The organism is Exiguobacterium sp. s95, assembly GCF_018618655.1.
Taxonomy (GTDB): Bacteria; Bacillota; Bacilli; order Exiguobacteriales; family Exiguobacteriaceae; genus Exiguobacterium_A; species Exiguobacterium_A oxidotolerans.
Map to the genome: position 1 here is coordinate 101,151 of NZ_JACSMM010000004.1, position 14,759 is coordinate 115,909.

17 protein-coding genes are annotated in these 14,759 nt (G+C 45.7%); 6 read left to right on the top strand and 11 right to left on the bottom strand.

What is annotated here, in order from left to right; genetic code table 11:
• Positions 1 to 185 precede the first annotated feature (185 nt).
• The gene (locus tag KNP99_RS09235) at positions 186 to 470 is read left to right on the top strand and encodes a helix-turn-helix domain-containing protein (protein ID WP_214770156.1); all 285 of its coding nucleotides are present in this window, start codon (positions 186 to 188) and stop codon (positions 468 to 470) included.
• A gap of 90 nt (positions 471 to 560) precedes the next feature.
• Here the strand turns inward: KNP99_RS09235 and queF are convergent, their stop codons facing one another.
• The 9 genes from queF to KNP99_RS09280 all read right to left on the bottom strand — a co-directional run bounded on the left by queF (position 561) and on the right by KNP99_RS09280 (position 6,814).
• A complete protein-coding gene (gene queF / locus KNP99_RS09240; protein ID WP_029332033.1) occupies positions 561 to 1,049 on the bottom strand; it encodes a preQ(1) synthase in 489 nt (162 codons plus the stop codon).
• Positions 1,050 to 1,064: 15 nt separating this feature from the next.
• Positions 1,065 to 1,781, bottom strand: coding sequence for a 7-carboxy-7-deazaguanine synthase QueE (gene queE, locus KNP99_RS09245; RefSeq protein ID WP_214805289.1), 717 nt, complete (start codon positions 1,779 to 1,781; stop codon positions 1,065 to 1,067).
• Entirely contained in the window at positions 1,778 to 2,233 is a 456-nt protein-coding gene (gene queD / locus KNP99_RS09250; RefSeq protein WP_029332031.1) for a 6-carboxytetrahydropterin synthase QueD, read from the bottom strand. Before queD ends, queE begins: the two co-directional genes overlap by 4 nt.
• Complete coding sequence (gene queC, locus KNP99_RS09255; protein ID WP_088838180.1) at positions 2,217 to 2,885, bottom strand: 7-cyano-7-deazaguanine synthase QueC; 669 nt, start codon at positions 2,883 to 2,885, stop codon at positions 2,217 to 2,219. The genes queD and queC overlap by 17 nt, the downstream gene beginning before the upstream one ends.
• A gap of 256 nt (positions 2,886 to 3,141) precedes the next feature.
• Positions 3,142 to 3,798, bottom strand: a complete 657-nt coding sequence (gene bshB2, locus KNP99_RS09260; RefSeq protein ID WP_251132199.1) for a bacillithiol biosynthesis deacetylase BshB2 — start codon at positions 3,796 to 3,798, stop codon at positions 3,142 to 3,144.
• The gene (locus KNP99_RS09265) at positions 3,798 to 4,163 is read right to left on the bottom strand and encodes a YojF family protein (protein WP_088838178.1); all 366 of its coding nucleotides are present in this window, start codon (positions 4,161 to 4,163) and stop codon (positions 3,798 to 3,800) included. The genes bshB2 and KNP99_RS09265 overlap by 1 nt, the downstream gene beginning before the upstream one ends.
• A gap of 64 nt (positions 4,164 to 4,227) precedes the next feature.
• Positions 4,228 to 5,043: a bifunctional hydroxymethylpyrimidine kinase/phosphomethylpyrimidine kinase gene (locus KNP99_RS09270; protein ID WP_088838177.1), complete on the bottom strand. Its 816-nt coding sequence runs from the start codon at positions 5,041 to 5,043 to the stop codon at positions 4,228 to 4,230.
• A gap of 132 nt (positions 5,044 to 5,175) precedes the next feature.
• A complete protein-coding gene (locus KNP99_RS09275; RefSeq protein ID WP_088838176.1) occupies positions 5,176 to 6,180 on the bottom strand; it encodes an inorganic phosphate transporter in 1,005 nt (334 codons plus the stop codon).
• 16 nt (positions 6,181 to 6,196) lie between these two features.
• Entirely contained in the window at positions 6,197 to 6,814 is a 618-nt protein-coding gene (locus KNP99_RS09280) for a DUF47 domain-containing protein (RefSeq protein ID WP_029332023.1), read from the bottom strand.
• Positions 6,815 to 7,149: 335 nt separating this feature from the next.
• On the opposite strand from KNP99_RS09280, the gene cbpA reads away from it, so the two are divergent.
• The 5 genes from cbpA (at position 7,150) to KNP99_RS09305 (ending at position 13,414) form a co-directional block, all read left to right on the top strand.
• Positions 7,150 to 7,788 (top strand): cyclic di-AMP binding protein CbpA, encoded by a 639-nt coding sequence (gene cbpA, locus KNP99_RS09285; protein WP_088838175.1) that lies wholly within the window; start codon positions 7,150 to 7,152, stop codon positions 7,786 to 7,788.
• A gap of 64 nt (positions 7,789 to 7,852) precedes the next feature.
• A complete protein-coding gene (locus KNP99_RS09290; protein WP_215193189.1) occupies positions 7,853 to 8,617 on the top strand; it encodes a pyrroline-5-carboxylate reductase family protein in 765 nt (254 codons plus the stop codon).
• Between the two features lie 174 nt (positions 8,618 to 8,791).
• A complete protein-coding gene (locus KNP99_RS09295; protein WP_088838173.1) occupies positions 8,792 to 9,355 on the top strand; it encodes a TetR/AcrR family transcriptional regulator in 564 nt (187 codons plus the stop codon).
• A gap of 38 nt (positions 9,356 to 9,393) precedes the next feature.
• Positions 9,394 to 12,519, top strand: coding sequence for an efflux RND transporter permease subunit (locus KNP99_RS09300; RefSeq protein ID WP_214845935.1), 3,126 nt, complete (start codon positions 9,394 to 9,396; stop codon positions 12,517 to 12,519).
• 232 nt (positions 12,520 to 12,751) lie between these two features.
• Positions 12,752 to 13,414, top strand: coding sequence for a C40 family peptidase (locus KNP99_RS09305; RefSeq protein ID WP_088838171.1), 663 nt, complete (start codon positions 12,752 to 12,754; stop codon positions 13,412 to 13,414).
• Positions 13,415 to 13,473: 59 nt separating this feature from the next.
• Here KNP99_RS09305 and KNP99_RS09310 read toward each other — a convergent pair whose 3' ends face one another.
• Together KNP99_RS09310 and KNP99_RS09315 are read right to left on the bottom strand one after the other, a co-directional pair.
• Positions 13,474 to 14,445, bottom strand: coding sequence for a LacI family DNA-binding transcriptional regulator (locus KNP99_RS09310; protein ID WP_088838170.1), 972 nt, complete (start codon positions 14,443 to 14,445; stop codon positions 13,474 to 13,476).
• 18 nt (positions 14,446 to 14,463) lie between these two features.
• The gene (locus KNP99_RS09315; protein WP_088838169.1) at positions 14,464 to 14,718 is read right to left on the bottom strand and encodes a hypothetical protein; all 255 of its coding nucleotides are present in this window, start codon (positions 14,716 to 14,718) and stop codon (positions 14,464 to 14,466) included.
• Positions 14,719 to 14,759: the final 41 nt, after the last annotated feature.

A 14,759-nucleotide genomic window follows, 5' to 3' on the forward strand; every position in this document is an offset into this window, starting at 1 on the left:
TGCATTTAAAATTGTAAGCGATAACCTTTTAAAAAGCTAGTCTTTTTTAATGAATAATTTGAAATTATATTTCATATAGTGAAAAATATTAAACTAAAATGTGTTTTGAAAATGAAAAGCGGGAATAAACTAAAAGTAGCATCGGGTAGGAGTAGCTGGGAGACGATAAAGGAGACTGAAAACTCATGAATCAAGCGATGAATCCACTTGCGAATTATGGAGAGCGTATCCAAACATTACGTGAGCGACAGAACATCGACCAAGAAAAACTTGCGCTTATGACGGAAACAACGTTTGAGATGATTCAACGGATTGAGTCAAGTATCGCGCATCCGTCCGTTTCGATGATTGATCGCTTAGCGAAGGCGCTAGGCGTTCCTTATGAGCACCTCTTACGACATACTTGGTCAGCAGAAGCGATTCATGCTCAGGCAGAACGAGAAAAAATCGTGGATTTACCATCGAGCTGACGTTCATACACAGTCGATTAGATAGAAGAAAAGCCAAATTCTCGTGAAATGATCACGTCAGGAATTTGGCTTTTTTTGATGGTTTTCGGATTAACGGTTATCGACCGTTTCTGGATAAAGATCATGGTTGAACAAACGGTGTTCTGCCATTCTTTCGTATTTTGTACCGGGTTTTCCGTAGTTATAATACGGATCAATCGAGATGCCACCGCGTGGTGTAAATTTCCCCCAGACTTCAAGGTAGCGCGGCTCCATCAATTTGACGAGGTCTTTTCCGATGACATTGATGCAGTTCTCATGGAAATCCCCGTGATTACGATAGCTGAAGAGGTAAAGCTTCAATGATTTTGACTCGACGAGTTTTTCGTCAGGAATGTACGAAATATAGATGGTCGCAAAGTCCGGTTGATTCGTGATCGGACAAAGGCTCGTGAATTCCGGTGCATTGAACTTAACGAAGTAATCGTTCTCTGGGTGACGGTTCGGGAACGCTTCGAGCACTTCCGGTTGATATTCAAAAATATAAGGAACGGCCTTTTGACCGAGCAAAGATAAGTCGTTTAAATCTTCTGGACGCATGAATAGAACTCCTTTTTAAACGCCACGATCGTTCGCGAAAACGAGGGCGTGCAGTTGTGGTAGAACACGGGCATGATTAAATCGTTCATCTTGCGCAACGCGTTCCCATAAAGTTTTTAAGTCGGACAACATCCGCGGAGCAATCGTACCTTCTTCCGCCGGATCCGGATTACCGAGTGATAGATACAGTGTTTTTAACGCATATCGTTCAGAAATCGCTGCTGCGAAGTCGAGGTCCGCTTCGTCGAAGATGACGATTTTGACAGCACGTTGCAGTTCAGGGAGTCGTTTGAAGAAGACGTCGAGCCGATCGTAATCGACCGTCATGCCGCTTGACGGCGGCTTCGGGCTGACGGTGACGTCTTCGATATCGAGTAACCAGTTTTGCCAATACGAACCCTGTGTTTCGACGGACATCGTGATGCCACGTGCCTTTAAGGCGTCGACGAGCGTACCGATTGATGCGTGGAGCAATGGATTCCCCCCGGAGATCGTCACGTGCCCATACGAACCGAGCGCATCGAGACGCGTTAGGATATCTTCTGCCGTCAGGAGGTCTGGTTTTTCTGATCCGTCCCAGGTAAAGGCAGAATCACACCAGGCACATGAATAGTCGCATCCGCCTGTCCGGACGAACATTGTTTTTTGTCCGATCGAACGACCTTCTCCTTGAAACGTTGGACCAAAAATTTCAAGAACGGGAATCTTTGGTATTTTTTTCAGTTGACTCATGCTTCATTCATCCATTCGCGGCGGACTTCAGCGAAGGCAGTCGGTGTCTCATATAACTTGACGAATTCGACACGGAGACCGCGTTCGTCCGGTAAATGCTGTCCGAGCGTTTCAAAAATCCAGGCCGACATGTTTTCTGCCGTCGTATTCATATAGGGAAGCGATTCGTTTAAATAACGGTGATCGAGCAATGGTTCGAGATGTTCTTTGAAGATCTTTTTCAGGTCACCAAAGTCAAGTGTCATCCCGCGGTGGTCCAGGAATCCACTGATTCCGAGATCGACGTGATACGTATGACCATGCAAGGCACGACATTTTCCATCGTAGTCATACAGGTGATGGGCAGCATCAAACGTCAATTTTTTGACGATCATGACGCGTGATTTTGTATAGATGAGCGAGTCGCCGGTCGGGCGCTCGACAGTTTCAGGTGCTTCATAGTTGAATTTCATGGGTAGTTCCCTCCTCGATGTAGGCGTCTAAGCCTTTTTTCCGTAATTCACAAGCTGGGCAGTCGCCGCAACCATCTCCGATAATACCGTTGTAACACGTCAGTGTCCGTTCACGGACGAAATCAAAAGCATCTAGCGAATCGGCTAGCGCCCATGTTTCTTTTTTATCGAGCCACATCAGTGGCGTGTGAATGACGAATGGATAATCCATCGCGAGGTTGAGTGTCACGTTGAGTGACTTGATGAAGGAGTCACGACAATCCGGGTATCCGGAGAAATCAGTTTCGCATACACCCGTGATGATATGGCGGATGCCACGTCCCTTAGCAAGGACGGCTGCGAAAGATAAGAACAGATGGTTTCGGCCATCTACGAATGTAGAAGGAAGTCCATCTTCGTTCGTCGTGATTGTTTGAGTGTGATCGGTCAATGAATTGCTTGTGAGTTGACTGAGGAGTGAGAGATCGAGCTCATGGTGTTTGACACCAAGTTCTGCTGCAATCGTTCGCGCGACTTCGAGTTCCTCGGCATGACGCTGTCCGTAGTTGAAGGTAACGACTTCGACTTCGGAATAGTTCGCGAGTGCCTGAAACAGACAAGTCGTCGAGTCTTGGCCGCCGCTGAAGACGACAAGAGCACGTTCATTTTTCATAGTTTACACTTCCATTCCTAGTTTTTGTGACGGAGGAGGTTACGAACTCCGGAGACACAGTCTCAACTATTCACACTAGCAGACGGGAGAAAAAAAGTCGACTCTTTCTCGCGTCAATCGTTGCGGGTTTCAAAAGATTCAGCCTCCTGTGACGCCTGCAGGGAAAAGCGCGCAGAGTCAGCGTCTTGAGTCGTGTGAATCTTTTGTTCTACGAAAAAAACCTCGAACGACGTCGGAGTCGTTTCGAGGTTCTTCATTATAATGGATAGTGGTAATAGCGTTCTTTGACAAGGAGGTCCCGGATGTTCGAGTCTTCCGAAATGACCTTCATCAGTCCACCTGTTTGAGAAGCGTGGGCTTCAAGTGCAGCAACTTTTTGATCCGTATATGCACTGACATCATGAATGAACGTACCTTCGCCAAGTTCGTTTTTTGTGTTGTTCGCAAAAGCGACGGCAAGAAATTCAGGACGATTGGCTTCGTCGATTGCGCGAAGGGCACGAACGACAGCACGTGCTGTTGCTTCGTGGTCCGGATGGACGGCATAGCCCGGATAAAATGAAATCACGCGAGTCGGACGTGTTTTTTGAATCAACTGTCCAATCCGTTCAGCGAGTGCTGCTTCATCTTCGAATTCGACCGTCTTATCCCGTAATCCCCACATTTGAAGATCGGTAATCTGCATTTTTTCAGCTGCTGCGATTAATTCACGTTTGCGGATCGTCGCGAGTTGTTCCCGGTTCGTAAAGACGGGACGTCCCATGTTGCGTCCCATTTCACCGAGCGTCAAACAGGCGTACGTAACAGGTCCGCGGTTCGTTGCATGCTCGATGATTGTCCCGGCCGAGCTGAATGCTTCATCGTCCGGGTGAGGGAAGATGACGAGCAGGTGATCGTGTTCATTGTAAGCCATCATTCTACCTCCTCTGCGCCTTGAGCGAATGGTGTCGGACTGAGCTCAAAAGCAATCGCGAGGCGGCCTTCGACATCATGTCCTGCGATCAAGAGTTGCTCTCCCGCGAATTCATAATCGGTTAATCCTTCACCGTATAGCCATCCGTGGGCAAGTTTAAGACCAATCCGGTATGGACCGTTTCCTGTGATCAAGCCGCGTTCGTATGTGATTTCCGCATTGCGGAAAAACATCCCCGCACTGTGGAACGTCGGGTCTTGGTGCGTCGCATACGCACCGTTCGTTGTTTCGACATGGACGTAAAGTGGTGTGTTCGCATGATCGTCAATGTACTGTTGAACGACCTTTAAATCAAGTGTTTGCAATAGTATCTCTCCCTTCGAATACAGAAAGAAGCCCGCGAATCACTGCGCGGACTTCCTGAACGTGTTAAGACTTAACTGTACGATGTGCAGCATGATCAGTCGGACCGACATATTCATTCAAACGGAATGAGTTACGAATCGCTGCTGTGATAAACGATTTGGCAGTTCGGACAGCTTCTTCGACCGAAGCGCCTTTAGCGAGTTCTGCTGTAATCGCTGCAGAATACGTACATCCTGCCCCGTGCGTATATGGTGTCTCAATGCGTTCATCCTCAATTAGAATAAACTCTTTCCCATCATAAAGCACGTCAACTGCTCGAGGGTGATCAATCTTGCTGCCACCTTTAACGAGGACATATTGAGCACCTTTTTCATGAATCCGTGCTGCTGCAAGTTTCATCTCGTCAATCGTCGAAGGTGTTTTTCCAAGACCGGACAATTGTCCCGCTTCGAAAACGTTCGGTGTGACGACTGTCGCGAGCGGTGTCAAAATGTCACGTAAGGCATTCGCTGTATCCGGGTTGAGTACTTCATCTTCACCCTTACAGACCATGACCGGATCGATGACGACGTTGTTAACGCCTGATGCTTTAATTTTTTCAGCAATGACTTCGATGATTTCGACAGTCGGAAGCATCCCCGTTTTCATTGCATCGACACCGATTCCTCCGAGGACTGTATGGATTTGTGTCCGGACGAGTTCTGCATCGATTGGATAAACCGCATGGTGCCAAGCCTGATCAGGATCTTGCGCGACGATGACTGTCAGCGCGTTCATGCCGTAGACTTCAAGTTCTTGAAACGTTTTTAAGTCTGCTTGGATACCGGCTCCGCCACTCGTGTCAGAACCAGCAATCGTTAATGCTTTACGTTTTGTCATTTGGAATTCCTCCTAATAAAATAGCGCTACTTCTTTTTCTCATCATAGCGAATTATGACCAGAGCGACAACTGCGGCAACTTATGAAGTGTAAGTAAAACCCCCACCTCAAATGAACGAGTGGGGGACGAGACTATTTAATGAAAAGAAAATCAAGAATCGTATAAATCAGAGCGGCGAATGCCATCGAAATCGGTAATGTGATGACCCATGTGATCAGCATTCGTTTAGCCGTACCCCATTTAACGCCTTTTTTACGATGCGATGTTCCGACACCCATGATGGCAGAGGAAATCACATGCGTTGTTGATACAGGAAGGTGAATCGCCGTCGCACCAAAGATGATGGCAGCAGACGTCAAGTCAGCCGCTACGCCGTTGACAGGACGAATTTTCATGATTTGACCACCAACTGTTTTGATGATCCGCCATCCACCGACAGACGTCCCGAGTCCCATCGCGATGGCACAAGAGAGTTTTACCCAAAGGGCCACATCATGATCGGTCTGAAAACCAGAAGAAATCAGGGCGAGGGTAATGATCCCCATCGCTTTTTGCGCATCATTCGTTCCGTGTGTATATGATTGAAGGGCTGCAGTCGCAATCTGCATATGACGGAAGCGACGATTCGTCTTCGCCAAGTTCCCTTTTTTGAAAACTACTTTAAAAATGCCGTAGACGAGAAAACCGAGTGTAAAAGCAAGGATTGGCGAAATCAATAAGGCTTGGACGATTTTTAAGAAGCCTTTTGTTTCAATACCGCCGAATCCGACTGAAGCAACCGCAGCACCGGCAATCGAACCAATCAACGTATGCGAAGAACTGGACGGAATACCGAAGTACCACGTCAATAGATTCCAAGCAATCGCAGAGAGGAGAGCAGCGATGACGACATAACTTCCGTGTTCTAGTGTTGACGGGTCAACAATGTCCCCGGAAATCGTCTTAGCGACTCCAGTAAATGTGATTGCCCCTAAAAAGTTCATCGTCGCAGCAAGGATAATGGCGTGACGTGGTTTCAATGCACGAGTCGACACTGAAGTCGCGATCGAGTTCGCCGTATCGTGGAAACCATTAATGAAATCGAAGCCAAGTGCGAGAATCACGATTATAGCGGTGATGATAAACAGACTATCCATCTCGTTAGCTCCTCACTTATGCGTTTTTCATGATGATCGTTTCAATGACGTTTGCTGCGTCCTGGCAGTAATCGGCGATTGATTCGAGCGATTCATAGATTTCTTTATATTGAATGATTTTAATTGGATCAGTTTCAGTCGCGAACAATGCTTTGATTGATTTACGACGTAAGTCGTCACAAATCGTTTCTTGTTCTTTTACTTTGATGACATGTTCACGCATCGGTTGAAGCTTACGTGCGACAAGAAGGTCCATCGCTAAAGCGAGTTCGTTGACGGCGATATGAATCTCATCGACGAATTTAATCATATGTTCGTCGGCACGGACGATGTTATAAATCTCAAAAATCGCGGAACATTCTTCAAATCCATCGAGTACATCATCCAGTGAGTTCGCGAGTGCAAGCAAGTCTTCGCGATCAATCGGTGTGATGAATGCATTGTTCAAGTCGATGATCAATTGGTGCATCAAGTCGTCACCAGCCGTTTCAAAGTCTTTGACTTTATGCGCGAATTCTTTAACGTCCGCAATACCATTGATTTTAAAATCAACGAAAAACTGAGACGTCTGTTGCAAGTGTCCGGCAATCTCGGATAATTTCACTGCGAATGGATCTTGTTTTTTACTAAACATTTCTTCTGCCTCCATATTAAGAACAAGAATAGAATAGTGAAGTAACTTCACGAGTTCGATTGTATCAGACGTTATTGTAAAAGAATACAACTATGTACCGCGTTTACGAAAACTTAATAAAACTTAAAGTTAATAGGGTTGATAAATTAATAAATAATCTGGATAAAGATTTTTCAAGACTATTTTCTTTGTATTCAATGGGTTTTATCTGTGTTTTTGTTATTGTAATAGTAGGGAATAGAAGAGAAGCAGGAAAAATGTATAACAGAACGAATAAGTACAAAGGATAAAGAAGTAGGTTACAACACAAAGTGAAATAGAGGAGGACGTTTTGTATGCTCGTGCAAAGTTTATGTATACCAAAACACCAATGTATCAAGATTTCAGAGACGGCAACGCTTCGTGAAGCGTTAAAGACGTTAGAAGATACAGGATATCGTTGCGTACCTGTACTCGACCAGTCAGGTCAAGAATTTAAAGGAAATATCTATAAAATGCATATTTATCGCCATGGGATGAATGGTGGCAGTTTAGATGACAATGTCATGACACTCATTAAGAACACATCAAAATTCATCTATACAGCAAGCAATTTCTTTGAAGTCTTCTTTTCGATCAAAGAATTACCATACATCGCTGTACTAAATGATGACGGTCAATTCTTTGGTATTTTACCGCACGGGAAAATGCTTGGGATGTTGGAAGAGGCATGGAATCGTGATTCAGGAAGTTACGTGTTGACGATCGCACTGAGTGAACAAAAAGGTGCTCTTGAAAAAATCGCAAAAATCGTCAACAAATACTCGACGGTTGCTAGTCTCATGACACTTGATGCCAAAAGTAGTGTCATGCGTCGTGTTCTCATTACCCTTCCGCTTGATTGTGATGAGAAAACAAAAAATAAAATCGTGAAGAAATTGAACGAAAAAGGGCTTCGTGTCGTCGCTGTCGAAGACTTGGAACTTCGTGTATAATTAAAAAGGAAAATACGAAAAGGACCTGGCACAACAGGTCCTTTTTTGTTGTGGGAGGAACGTTATGAACATTTTAATGGTTGGTGCAGGATCGATGAGTGAATCGTTGGTCAAAGGATGGATTGATTCAGGAATTGCGCCCGAATCAATTACGATGACGAATCGTGCAGATCGTAAGCGTTTATCAGAGCTCGCTAATGAACATGGTGTTCAAATCATTGAAGAAGAGAATATCGAGTCATTCGATATCGTCGTCTTAACCATGCAACCTGACGGCGTACTGGAATACGTAGAGCGTCATGAGTGGACGAATCAACTGCTTGTTTCTGTCGCAGCACATATCACACCGGATGAAATTGAACAGATATCAGGTTGCGGTGCAGTCTGTGCGATGCCGAATACACCGGTCGCTTTTCGGACAGGGATGACAGGGCTTTGGTTTGGTCATCAAGTAGCGATGGAACAAAAACAATTGGCGACGGAACTTTTTCTACGCGTCGGCGAGGTAGTAGAAACGGATGAAACGACTATGCCGTTCTTAATGGCTGCTGCTGGCTGCAGTCCGGCTTTCTTCTATGAAATCGTAGGTGCGATGACTCCTGTTTTGACGGAAGCCGGATTTGAAGCACAACAAGCGCGACGGATCATCGCCCAAGCAATGAAAGGGTCGGCCGAACTTTTGCTTCAAGACGATCGACCGACTGAGGCATTGATTGATGATGTCGCGGCGGAGGGTGGACCAACTGATCGTGGGGTTCAAGTGTTACGTACGCATGAATTGAAGAAAATAATGCGAGCGGCATTAAGTGAGAGTGCACGCGAAGCGTAAATCGAACGACTTTAGGCATATTCCGTCACGGTTCAGACGAGAATGTGTCTTTTTTCGTAAAAATTGAAAACGTTTCACGTGAAACATGCATTGACGGTTGCATTATCAAATGAAAATTCGTATAGTGAAGAAATAAACCGTCTGGACGGTATAGTAAAAGAAAGGAGGTAACGTATGGTTAGTGCGAAAGCGTTAGAAACGAGACGGCGAATCACTGACGCGACTGTTCAAGTCATGATGAGCCGTGGGTTTCCGCAATTGACGTTAGAAGAAGTCGCGAAACAAGCGAATGTTTCTAAGGGTGGCTTATTGTATCATTTCGCTTCTAAAGAAGAGTTGCTGATGGGTGTGATTGAAGAACAAGAATCCCGTCAGTTTAAGCAGTATCAAGAATATCTGGATCAAGGTTTAGGTCAGATGGAAGCGTTTGTCACGTTACAAGCGAATCACGAGGAAGAGTTTCACTTGGATATCGATACGGTCTTGTTTTTGTTATCGTTCTTGAAAGAAAATGAAGCGTTTGTCGAAGAACGAAAAAAGCAAGTTAATCAGTTCTTTAATCAATTGATGGAGAGCGCTGATCCGGTCGAAGCGATGATGATTCGATTCGTATTAGATGGGTTGAAAATGTCGGAGCACTTTAAGTTCGCTCAGCCGTCAAAAGCAGAGCGTCAACAATTGGTCGAGCGTCTATTAAAACGGGCGCGCGAAATCGACCAAGCTTCAGATAAAGAGTAAATATGAAATAAAAAACAGAGAGAAGGCGAATAATTACCATGAAGCGTATCATTCAATTTTCAGTGAATAATAAATTTGCTCTTTGGTTGCTGACGATCATCATCACCGTCGCTGGGATTTATGCAGGAACGACGATGAAACTCGAAACGCTACCAGACATTACGACACCGACTGTTTCGGTAACGACGATTTATCCAGGGGCGACGCCTGAACAAGTCCTTGATGAAGTCAGTCGAGAACTCGAAAGTAAGGTCGAAAATCTAGGAGGCGTCGAGACGGTCCGATCGACATCTTTCCAAAACGCCTCAAATCTACAAATCGACTACAGCTTCAGTACGGATATGGATGAAGCAGAACAACAAGTCAAAGAAGCATTAGCGAATGTTGAATTACCAGAAGGCGCACAAGAACCAAATGTCTCACGGATTTCATTCGATGCTTTCCCCGTTGTCGGTTTCGCAGTATCAGACGAAAAACGTTCACTCTCCGAGTTGACGAAGCTCGTCGAGACAGAACTTCAACCGAAACTTGAAGGGATCGAAGGCGCTCAAACGGTTCAAATCGCTGGGCAAGAGATTCGTCGGATTGAAATTCGATTCGATGATGAAAAGCTACAGCAATATGGATTGACAGAAGATAACGTCAAGCAACTGATTCAAGCGAATGATTCGCGTTTAGCACTCGGCTTATACGAGCTTGGTGACAAAGAGCAAGCTGTTGTGCTTGATGGAAAAGCTACGACGGTCACAGAATTAAAAAATCTTCGTTTGCCTTATACGCCGCAACAGGCAGCAAGCGATATACCGGCAGCTCCTTCACAAGCTCCGACGACGCCACAAGCGCCAACAGAAGGACAAGCACCAACACCAACACAAGTCCCGACTGTTAAATTGTCTGAGCTCGCAAAAGTAGAAGATAAAGGAATCGAAGAATCGATTTCGCGGTCGAACGGTGAACGTTCAATCGGAATTCAAGTGACGAAATCACAGGATGCGAATACCGTCGATGTCGTCACTGCCGTCAAAGAAACGATTCAAGATTTTGAAAAAGAAAACGGATCGGTCAAAACGTCAGTCACACTCGACCAAGGAAAACCGATTGAAGAGTCTGTCTCAACGATGATCAGTAAAGCCTTGATTGGTGCATTATTTGCGATCATCATCATCCTTTTATTTTTACGCAACTTTAAATCGACAATCATTGCAGTCATTTCGATTCCGTTGTCGTTACTGATGGCGATTCTTGTCTTGAAACAGATGGATATCTCGTTGAACATCATGACACTTGGTGCGATGACGGTCGCAATCGGTCGTGTCGTCGATGATTCGATCGTCGTCATCGAAAATATTTATCGTCGCTTAACGGATCCCGGCGAAAAACTTAAAGGTAAAGCCTTAATCATCGATGCAACACGTGAAGTGTTCATTCCGGTCGCATCATCAACAATCGTGACGATTGCTGTTTTCTTACCACTCGGGTTCGTAACAGGATTTGTTGGTGAACTGTTCCTGCCGTTCGCACTGACAGTTGTCTTTGCATTATTCGCATCGCTGATTGTTGCCGTAACAGTCGTACCGATGTTTGCTGACTCACTGTTCAAACGTGGGAAAGCACCGAAACCGGAAAAAGAAGATGGCGGGAAATTAGCGAGCTGGTACCGTGGCGTGTTGAACTGGTCCTTGAACCATAAATTAATCGTCTTCGGTCTTGCAGTCTTAATGCTTGTCGGAAGCTTTGCTCTCGTACCGGCGATTGGGGTCAACTTCTTGAATCAAGAGAGTGAAAAAACGTTTTATGTGACGTATAATCCGGAACCAGGTCAAACGCTTGATGACTCGCTTGAGGCAGCGGATCAAGCTGAAGCTTATTTTGATAAACAAAAGAATATCGACAATCTCCAGTTCACGGTAGGAGGCGAAAATCCACTTAATCCGGGAAATACGAAACAAGCGGTCTTCATCGCCCAGTATGATCCAGATACAGAGGAATTCGCAGACGTGAAACAACAGGCAGTGAAAGACTTGAATGAAGCCATCCCGACTGGAGAATGGAAAGAACAAGACTTCAGTGGTGGTGCCGGTTCATCTGGTGTTTCGTATTCAGTCTTCGCGAATTCAATCGAAGATCTAGAAACGATCACACCGAAGTTCGTTAAAGCAATCGAAGGTGAATCAAAATACGTTCGGAAGGTAACGACCGACTTAAAAGATTCATATACGCAGTACACGTTTGAAGTCGACCAACAAAAAGCTGCCGAGTTCGGTGTGTCGACAGCCCAACTCGCGCAAGGAATCGCTAACGTGCAAGGCGTCGAAAAACCACTTTCTACTATAAAAGTAGACGGGAAAGAATTGGACGTCATCGTACCAAACGAACAAACGACGTACGACTCGATTGATGATTTAGAAGAAGCCGATATCACGACGCCGCTCGGTGTTAAAAAGTTATCTGATTTCGTCTCTGTCAAAAAAGGCACGACACCGGACTCGTTAAATGAACGAGACGGGAAACTCGTCGCAACCGTGACGGCAGAACTGAAAACAGATAAAGCGACGGAAGCATCACAAGCAATTGACGATGCTGTCAAAACAATTGACCTTCCGACAGGTGTTTCTTACAAAGTCGGTGGGGTGACGGAGCAGATTCAAGAATCGTTCACACAACTTGGTCTTGCGATGGCAGCAGCAGTCGCGATCGTCTATCTCGTTCTCGTCGTGACTTTCGGTGGAGCATTGACGCCGCTCGTCATCTTGTTCTCACTTCCGTTCGCAATCATCGGTGGTTTACTCGCCCTATTGATTACTGGCGAAACGATCTCGGTTTCCTCACTAATCGGAGCCTTGATGTTGATCGGAATCGTTGTCACGAATGCAATCGTCTTGATTGACCGTGTCATTCATAAGGAAAATGAAGGTCTAGCGACACGTGAGGCCCTGCTCGATGCAGCAGGCACACGACTTCGTCCTATCTTGATGACGGCACTCGCAACAATTGGTGCCTTATCACCACTCGCCCTCGGTCTAGAAGGCGGCGCGTTGATTTCGAAAGGACTTGGGGTCACGGTCATTGGTGGGTTAACGAGTTCGACGTTACTCACACTTCTCATCGTCCCGATTGTCTATGAGTTCTTAGCACGTTTTCGGAAAAAGAAGTCAATCGATTAATTGATTTCAAACAAAAACCTCTCTGAAACAGGAATTATAGAATGGCTTCATAAAGCCGTTCTATAACCTGTTTTTTTTATTTTGTTACAAAAGTATTACAGGGAGGCATTCCTGTCAATAAACTGTAACACGAGCGATGGAATCAAAATGATAGGATAAAAACAGAAATTATCTGACAATTTAATTCGTTTTACATAACCGTCAACTTTACTTAAAAGGGGATTAGTAAAAGATGAAAGTATCGCTCTGGATCCGTTTATTTATACTCGTGACATTAGTCGTTAGCAGTTGGAGTTCCGTCCCACAAGCAACCAAAGCAGCATCGGTAAAAAAAGTAGTCGTTTCAGTCGATGTGTTGAATATCCGTTCGAAAGCCACGGTCAGTGGGAAGAAACTCGGTCAGCTGAAGCTCGGCCAGTCAGTCACTGTCACGAGCAAAACCTCAAACAACTGGTATCGGTTGCGTTATCAAGGTAAGACAGCGTACATCGCTGCGATGTACACGAAGAGCTACAATAAAAAAGCAACAGCGGGACTCTCAAAAACAGGTGCGACGATTGTATCTGTCGCTGAAGGGTTAAAAGGACGTCCATATGTCTTTGGTGCAACGGGTCCGACGAGCTTTGATTGTTCTGGATTCACAAGTTACGTTTACCGTGCGCTCGGTAAATCTTTACCACGTACGGCAGCCTCACAATATGCAGCAACGAAACGGACGGCACCAGCAGCCGGGGATCTCGTGTTCTTCACGCATGGCAGTGGCATCCAGCACGTCGGTATTGCAGTCGATGGTTCGACGATGATCAATGCTAACTCGTATTATGGTCAAGTCGTCAAAGAATCATTCCGCGGTGGGTATTGGGGATCGCGTTACGTCGCGGCAGGAACTTTATAAGAACAAGACAAACACCCGCTCTTGTGCGAGACAAGAAGCGGGTGTTTTAGTTCTCATTCTCAATCGGCAAAGGGAAGCTGTGCCGCAGTATTCCCCATCCGAAGGGTTGCCGGGATTTCGATTTGTAACGGTTGATTCGTGACATCACGCGTTACGAGCGAAAAAGCTTGTTGACCAATTAACGCATACGGAATCGCAATCGTTGTCAAATCGAGCACTTCTGCGAGGTCACTGCCATCGAATCCGATAACAGATAGGTCCTCCGGGATACGGTACCCTCGTTTTCTGAGCGCGATGATCAGTCCGGCAGCGACGTGGTCACTCGTCGTCATGATAGCGGAAGGGCGCTGTTTCTGACTGAGCCAATGTTCGGCGACGCGGGTACCATCTTCAATCGTCAACGTTTGCTCATACACCCAATCATTCGAATTAGGTTCGACGAGGTCGTGATAGGCTTGCTTGCGGGCGCGGCTATTCGTACTATCAGCCCGTCCAAGGCAAATACCGATCTGGTGGTGACCGAGTTGCTGGAGTGCCGTCAAGCCTTTACAAAACGCAGTGTAATGATTGATATAGACGGATGAGACATATTCATGCAACTCGCAAAAGACAATTGGACCGTATTGTTCGTACGAAAGAATTTCAGAGACGGCAAGACTGTGTGAGACGATGATTAAGCCATCGACTTCACGTTGCGCAAGCGCGCGTAAAACAGTTCGTTCATGTTCTTCGAAATAGTTCGTTTGCCACGTTAAAAAGCGATAGGCGTCCTCGAAGGCACTTTTAGCGATTCCTTGAAGAATCGCGGCATGATAGGGATGGTCGACGAACGGTAACATGACGCCAATCGTTTTCGTCCGTCCAGTCGAGAGATGGACAGCTGTCTGATTTCTGATGTAGCCGAGCTTTAAAATGGCTTCTTTGACGGCACGCCGTTTTTCTTCAGCGACATAAGGATGATCGTTGAGGACGCGTGAAACCGTCGTCACGGAAACGTTTGCTTCGTGAGCCAAGTCACGAATGTTCGTCATTCAAAATCCCTCCTATCCTTAGCTAGATAGTTGTTGTTCGAGTTGAATCCAGTGTTGCTTCGTGATCGGTCCGGACGACGAATCAGAGCGTTCGATTTGCTCCGTAATTCTTTCGAGAAGCTTCATTTTTTCAGCCGGTGTTAAATGGGGATATTGTTCAATCAAGGTATGTTTGCAAAGGTAATAACCGGTCGGCGTCCCGAGCTGCTCAATCGCAAGTTCGAAGGCGACGTTCCATTTGTAGAGACGTTTTAGTCGTGTATGAAGCGACATATAGAAGACCTCCTTAGTAGTGTATACCATGACGATAGACT

Coding starts and splice junctions, on each gene's coding strand:
- KNP99_RS09235 (WP_214770156.1), top strand. CDS start 186: ATGAATCAAGCGATGAATCCACTTGCGAATTATGGAGAGCGTATCCAA.
- queF (WP_029332033.1), bottom strand. CDS start 1,049: ATGCGTCCAGAAGATTTAAACGACTTATCTTTGCTCGGTCAAAAGGCC.
- queE (WP_214805289.1), bottom strand. CDS start 1,781: ATGAGTCAACTGAAAAAAATACCAAAGATTCCCGTTCTTGAAATTTTT.
- queD (WP_029332031.1), bottom strand. CDS start 2,233: ATGAAATTCAACTATGAAGCACCTGAAACTGTCGAGCGCCCGACCGGC.
- queC (WP_088838180.1), bottom strand. CDS start 2,885: ATGAAAAATGAACGTGCTCTTGTCGTCTTCAGCGGCGGCCAAGACTCG.
- bshB2 (WP_251132199.1), bottom strand. CDS start 3,798: ATGGCTTACAATGAACACGATCACCTGCTCGTCATCTTCCCTCACCCG.
- KNP99_RS09270 (WP_088838177.1), bottom strand. CDS start 5,043: ATGACAAAACGTAAAGCATTAACGATTGCTGGTTCTGACACGAGTGGC.
- KNP99_RS09275 (WP_088838176.1), bottom strand. CDS start 6,180: ATGGATAGTCTGTTTATCATCACCGCTATAATCGTGATTCTCGCACTT.
- KNP99_RS09280 (WP_029332023.1), bottom strand. CDS start 6,814: ATGTTTAGTAAAAAACAAGATCCATTCGCAGTGAAATTATCCGAGATT.
- cbpA (WP_088838175.1), top strand. CDS start 7,150: ATGCTCGTGCAAAGTTTATGTATACCAAAACACCAATGTATCAAGATT.
- KNP99_RS09290 (WP_215193189.1), top strand. CDS start 7,853: ATGAACATTTTAATGGTTGGTGCAGGATCGATGAGTGAATCGTTGGTC.
- KNP99_RS09295 (WP_088838173.1), top strand. CDS start 8,792: ATGGTTAGTGCGAAAGCGTTAGAAACGAGACGGCGAATCACTGACGCG.
- KNP99_RS09300 (WP_214845935.1), top strand. CDS start 9,394: ATGAAGCGTATCATTCAATTTTCAGTGAATAATAAATTTGCTCTTTGG.
- KNP99_RS09305 (WP_088838171.1), top strand. CDS start 12,752: ATGAAAGTATCGCTCTGGATCCGTTTATTTATACTCGTGACATTAGTC.
- KNP99_RS09310 (WP_088838170.1), bottom strand. CDS start 14,445: ATGACGAACATTCGTGACTTGGCTCACGAAGCAAACGTTTCCGTGACG.
- KNP99_RS09315 (WP_088838169.1), bottom strand. CDS start 14,718: ATGTCGCTTCATACACGACTAAAACGTCTCTACAAATGGAACGTCGCC.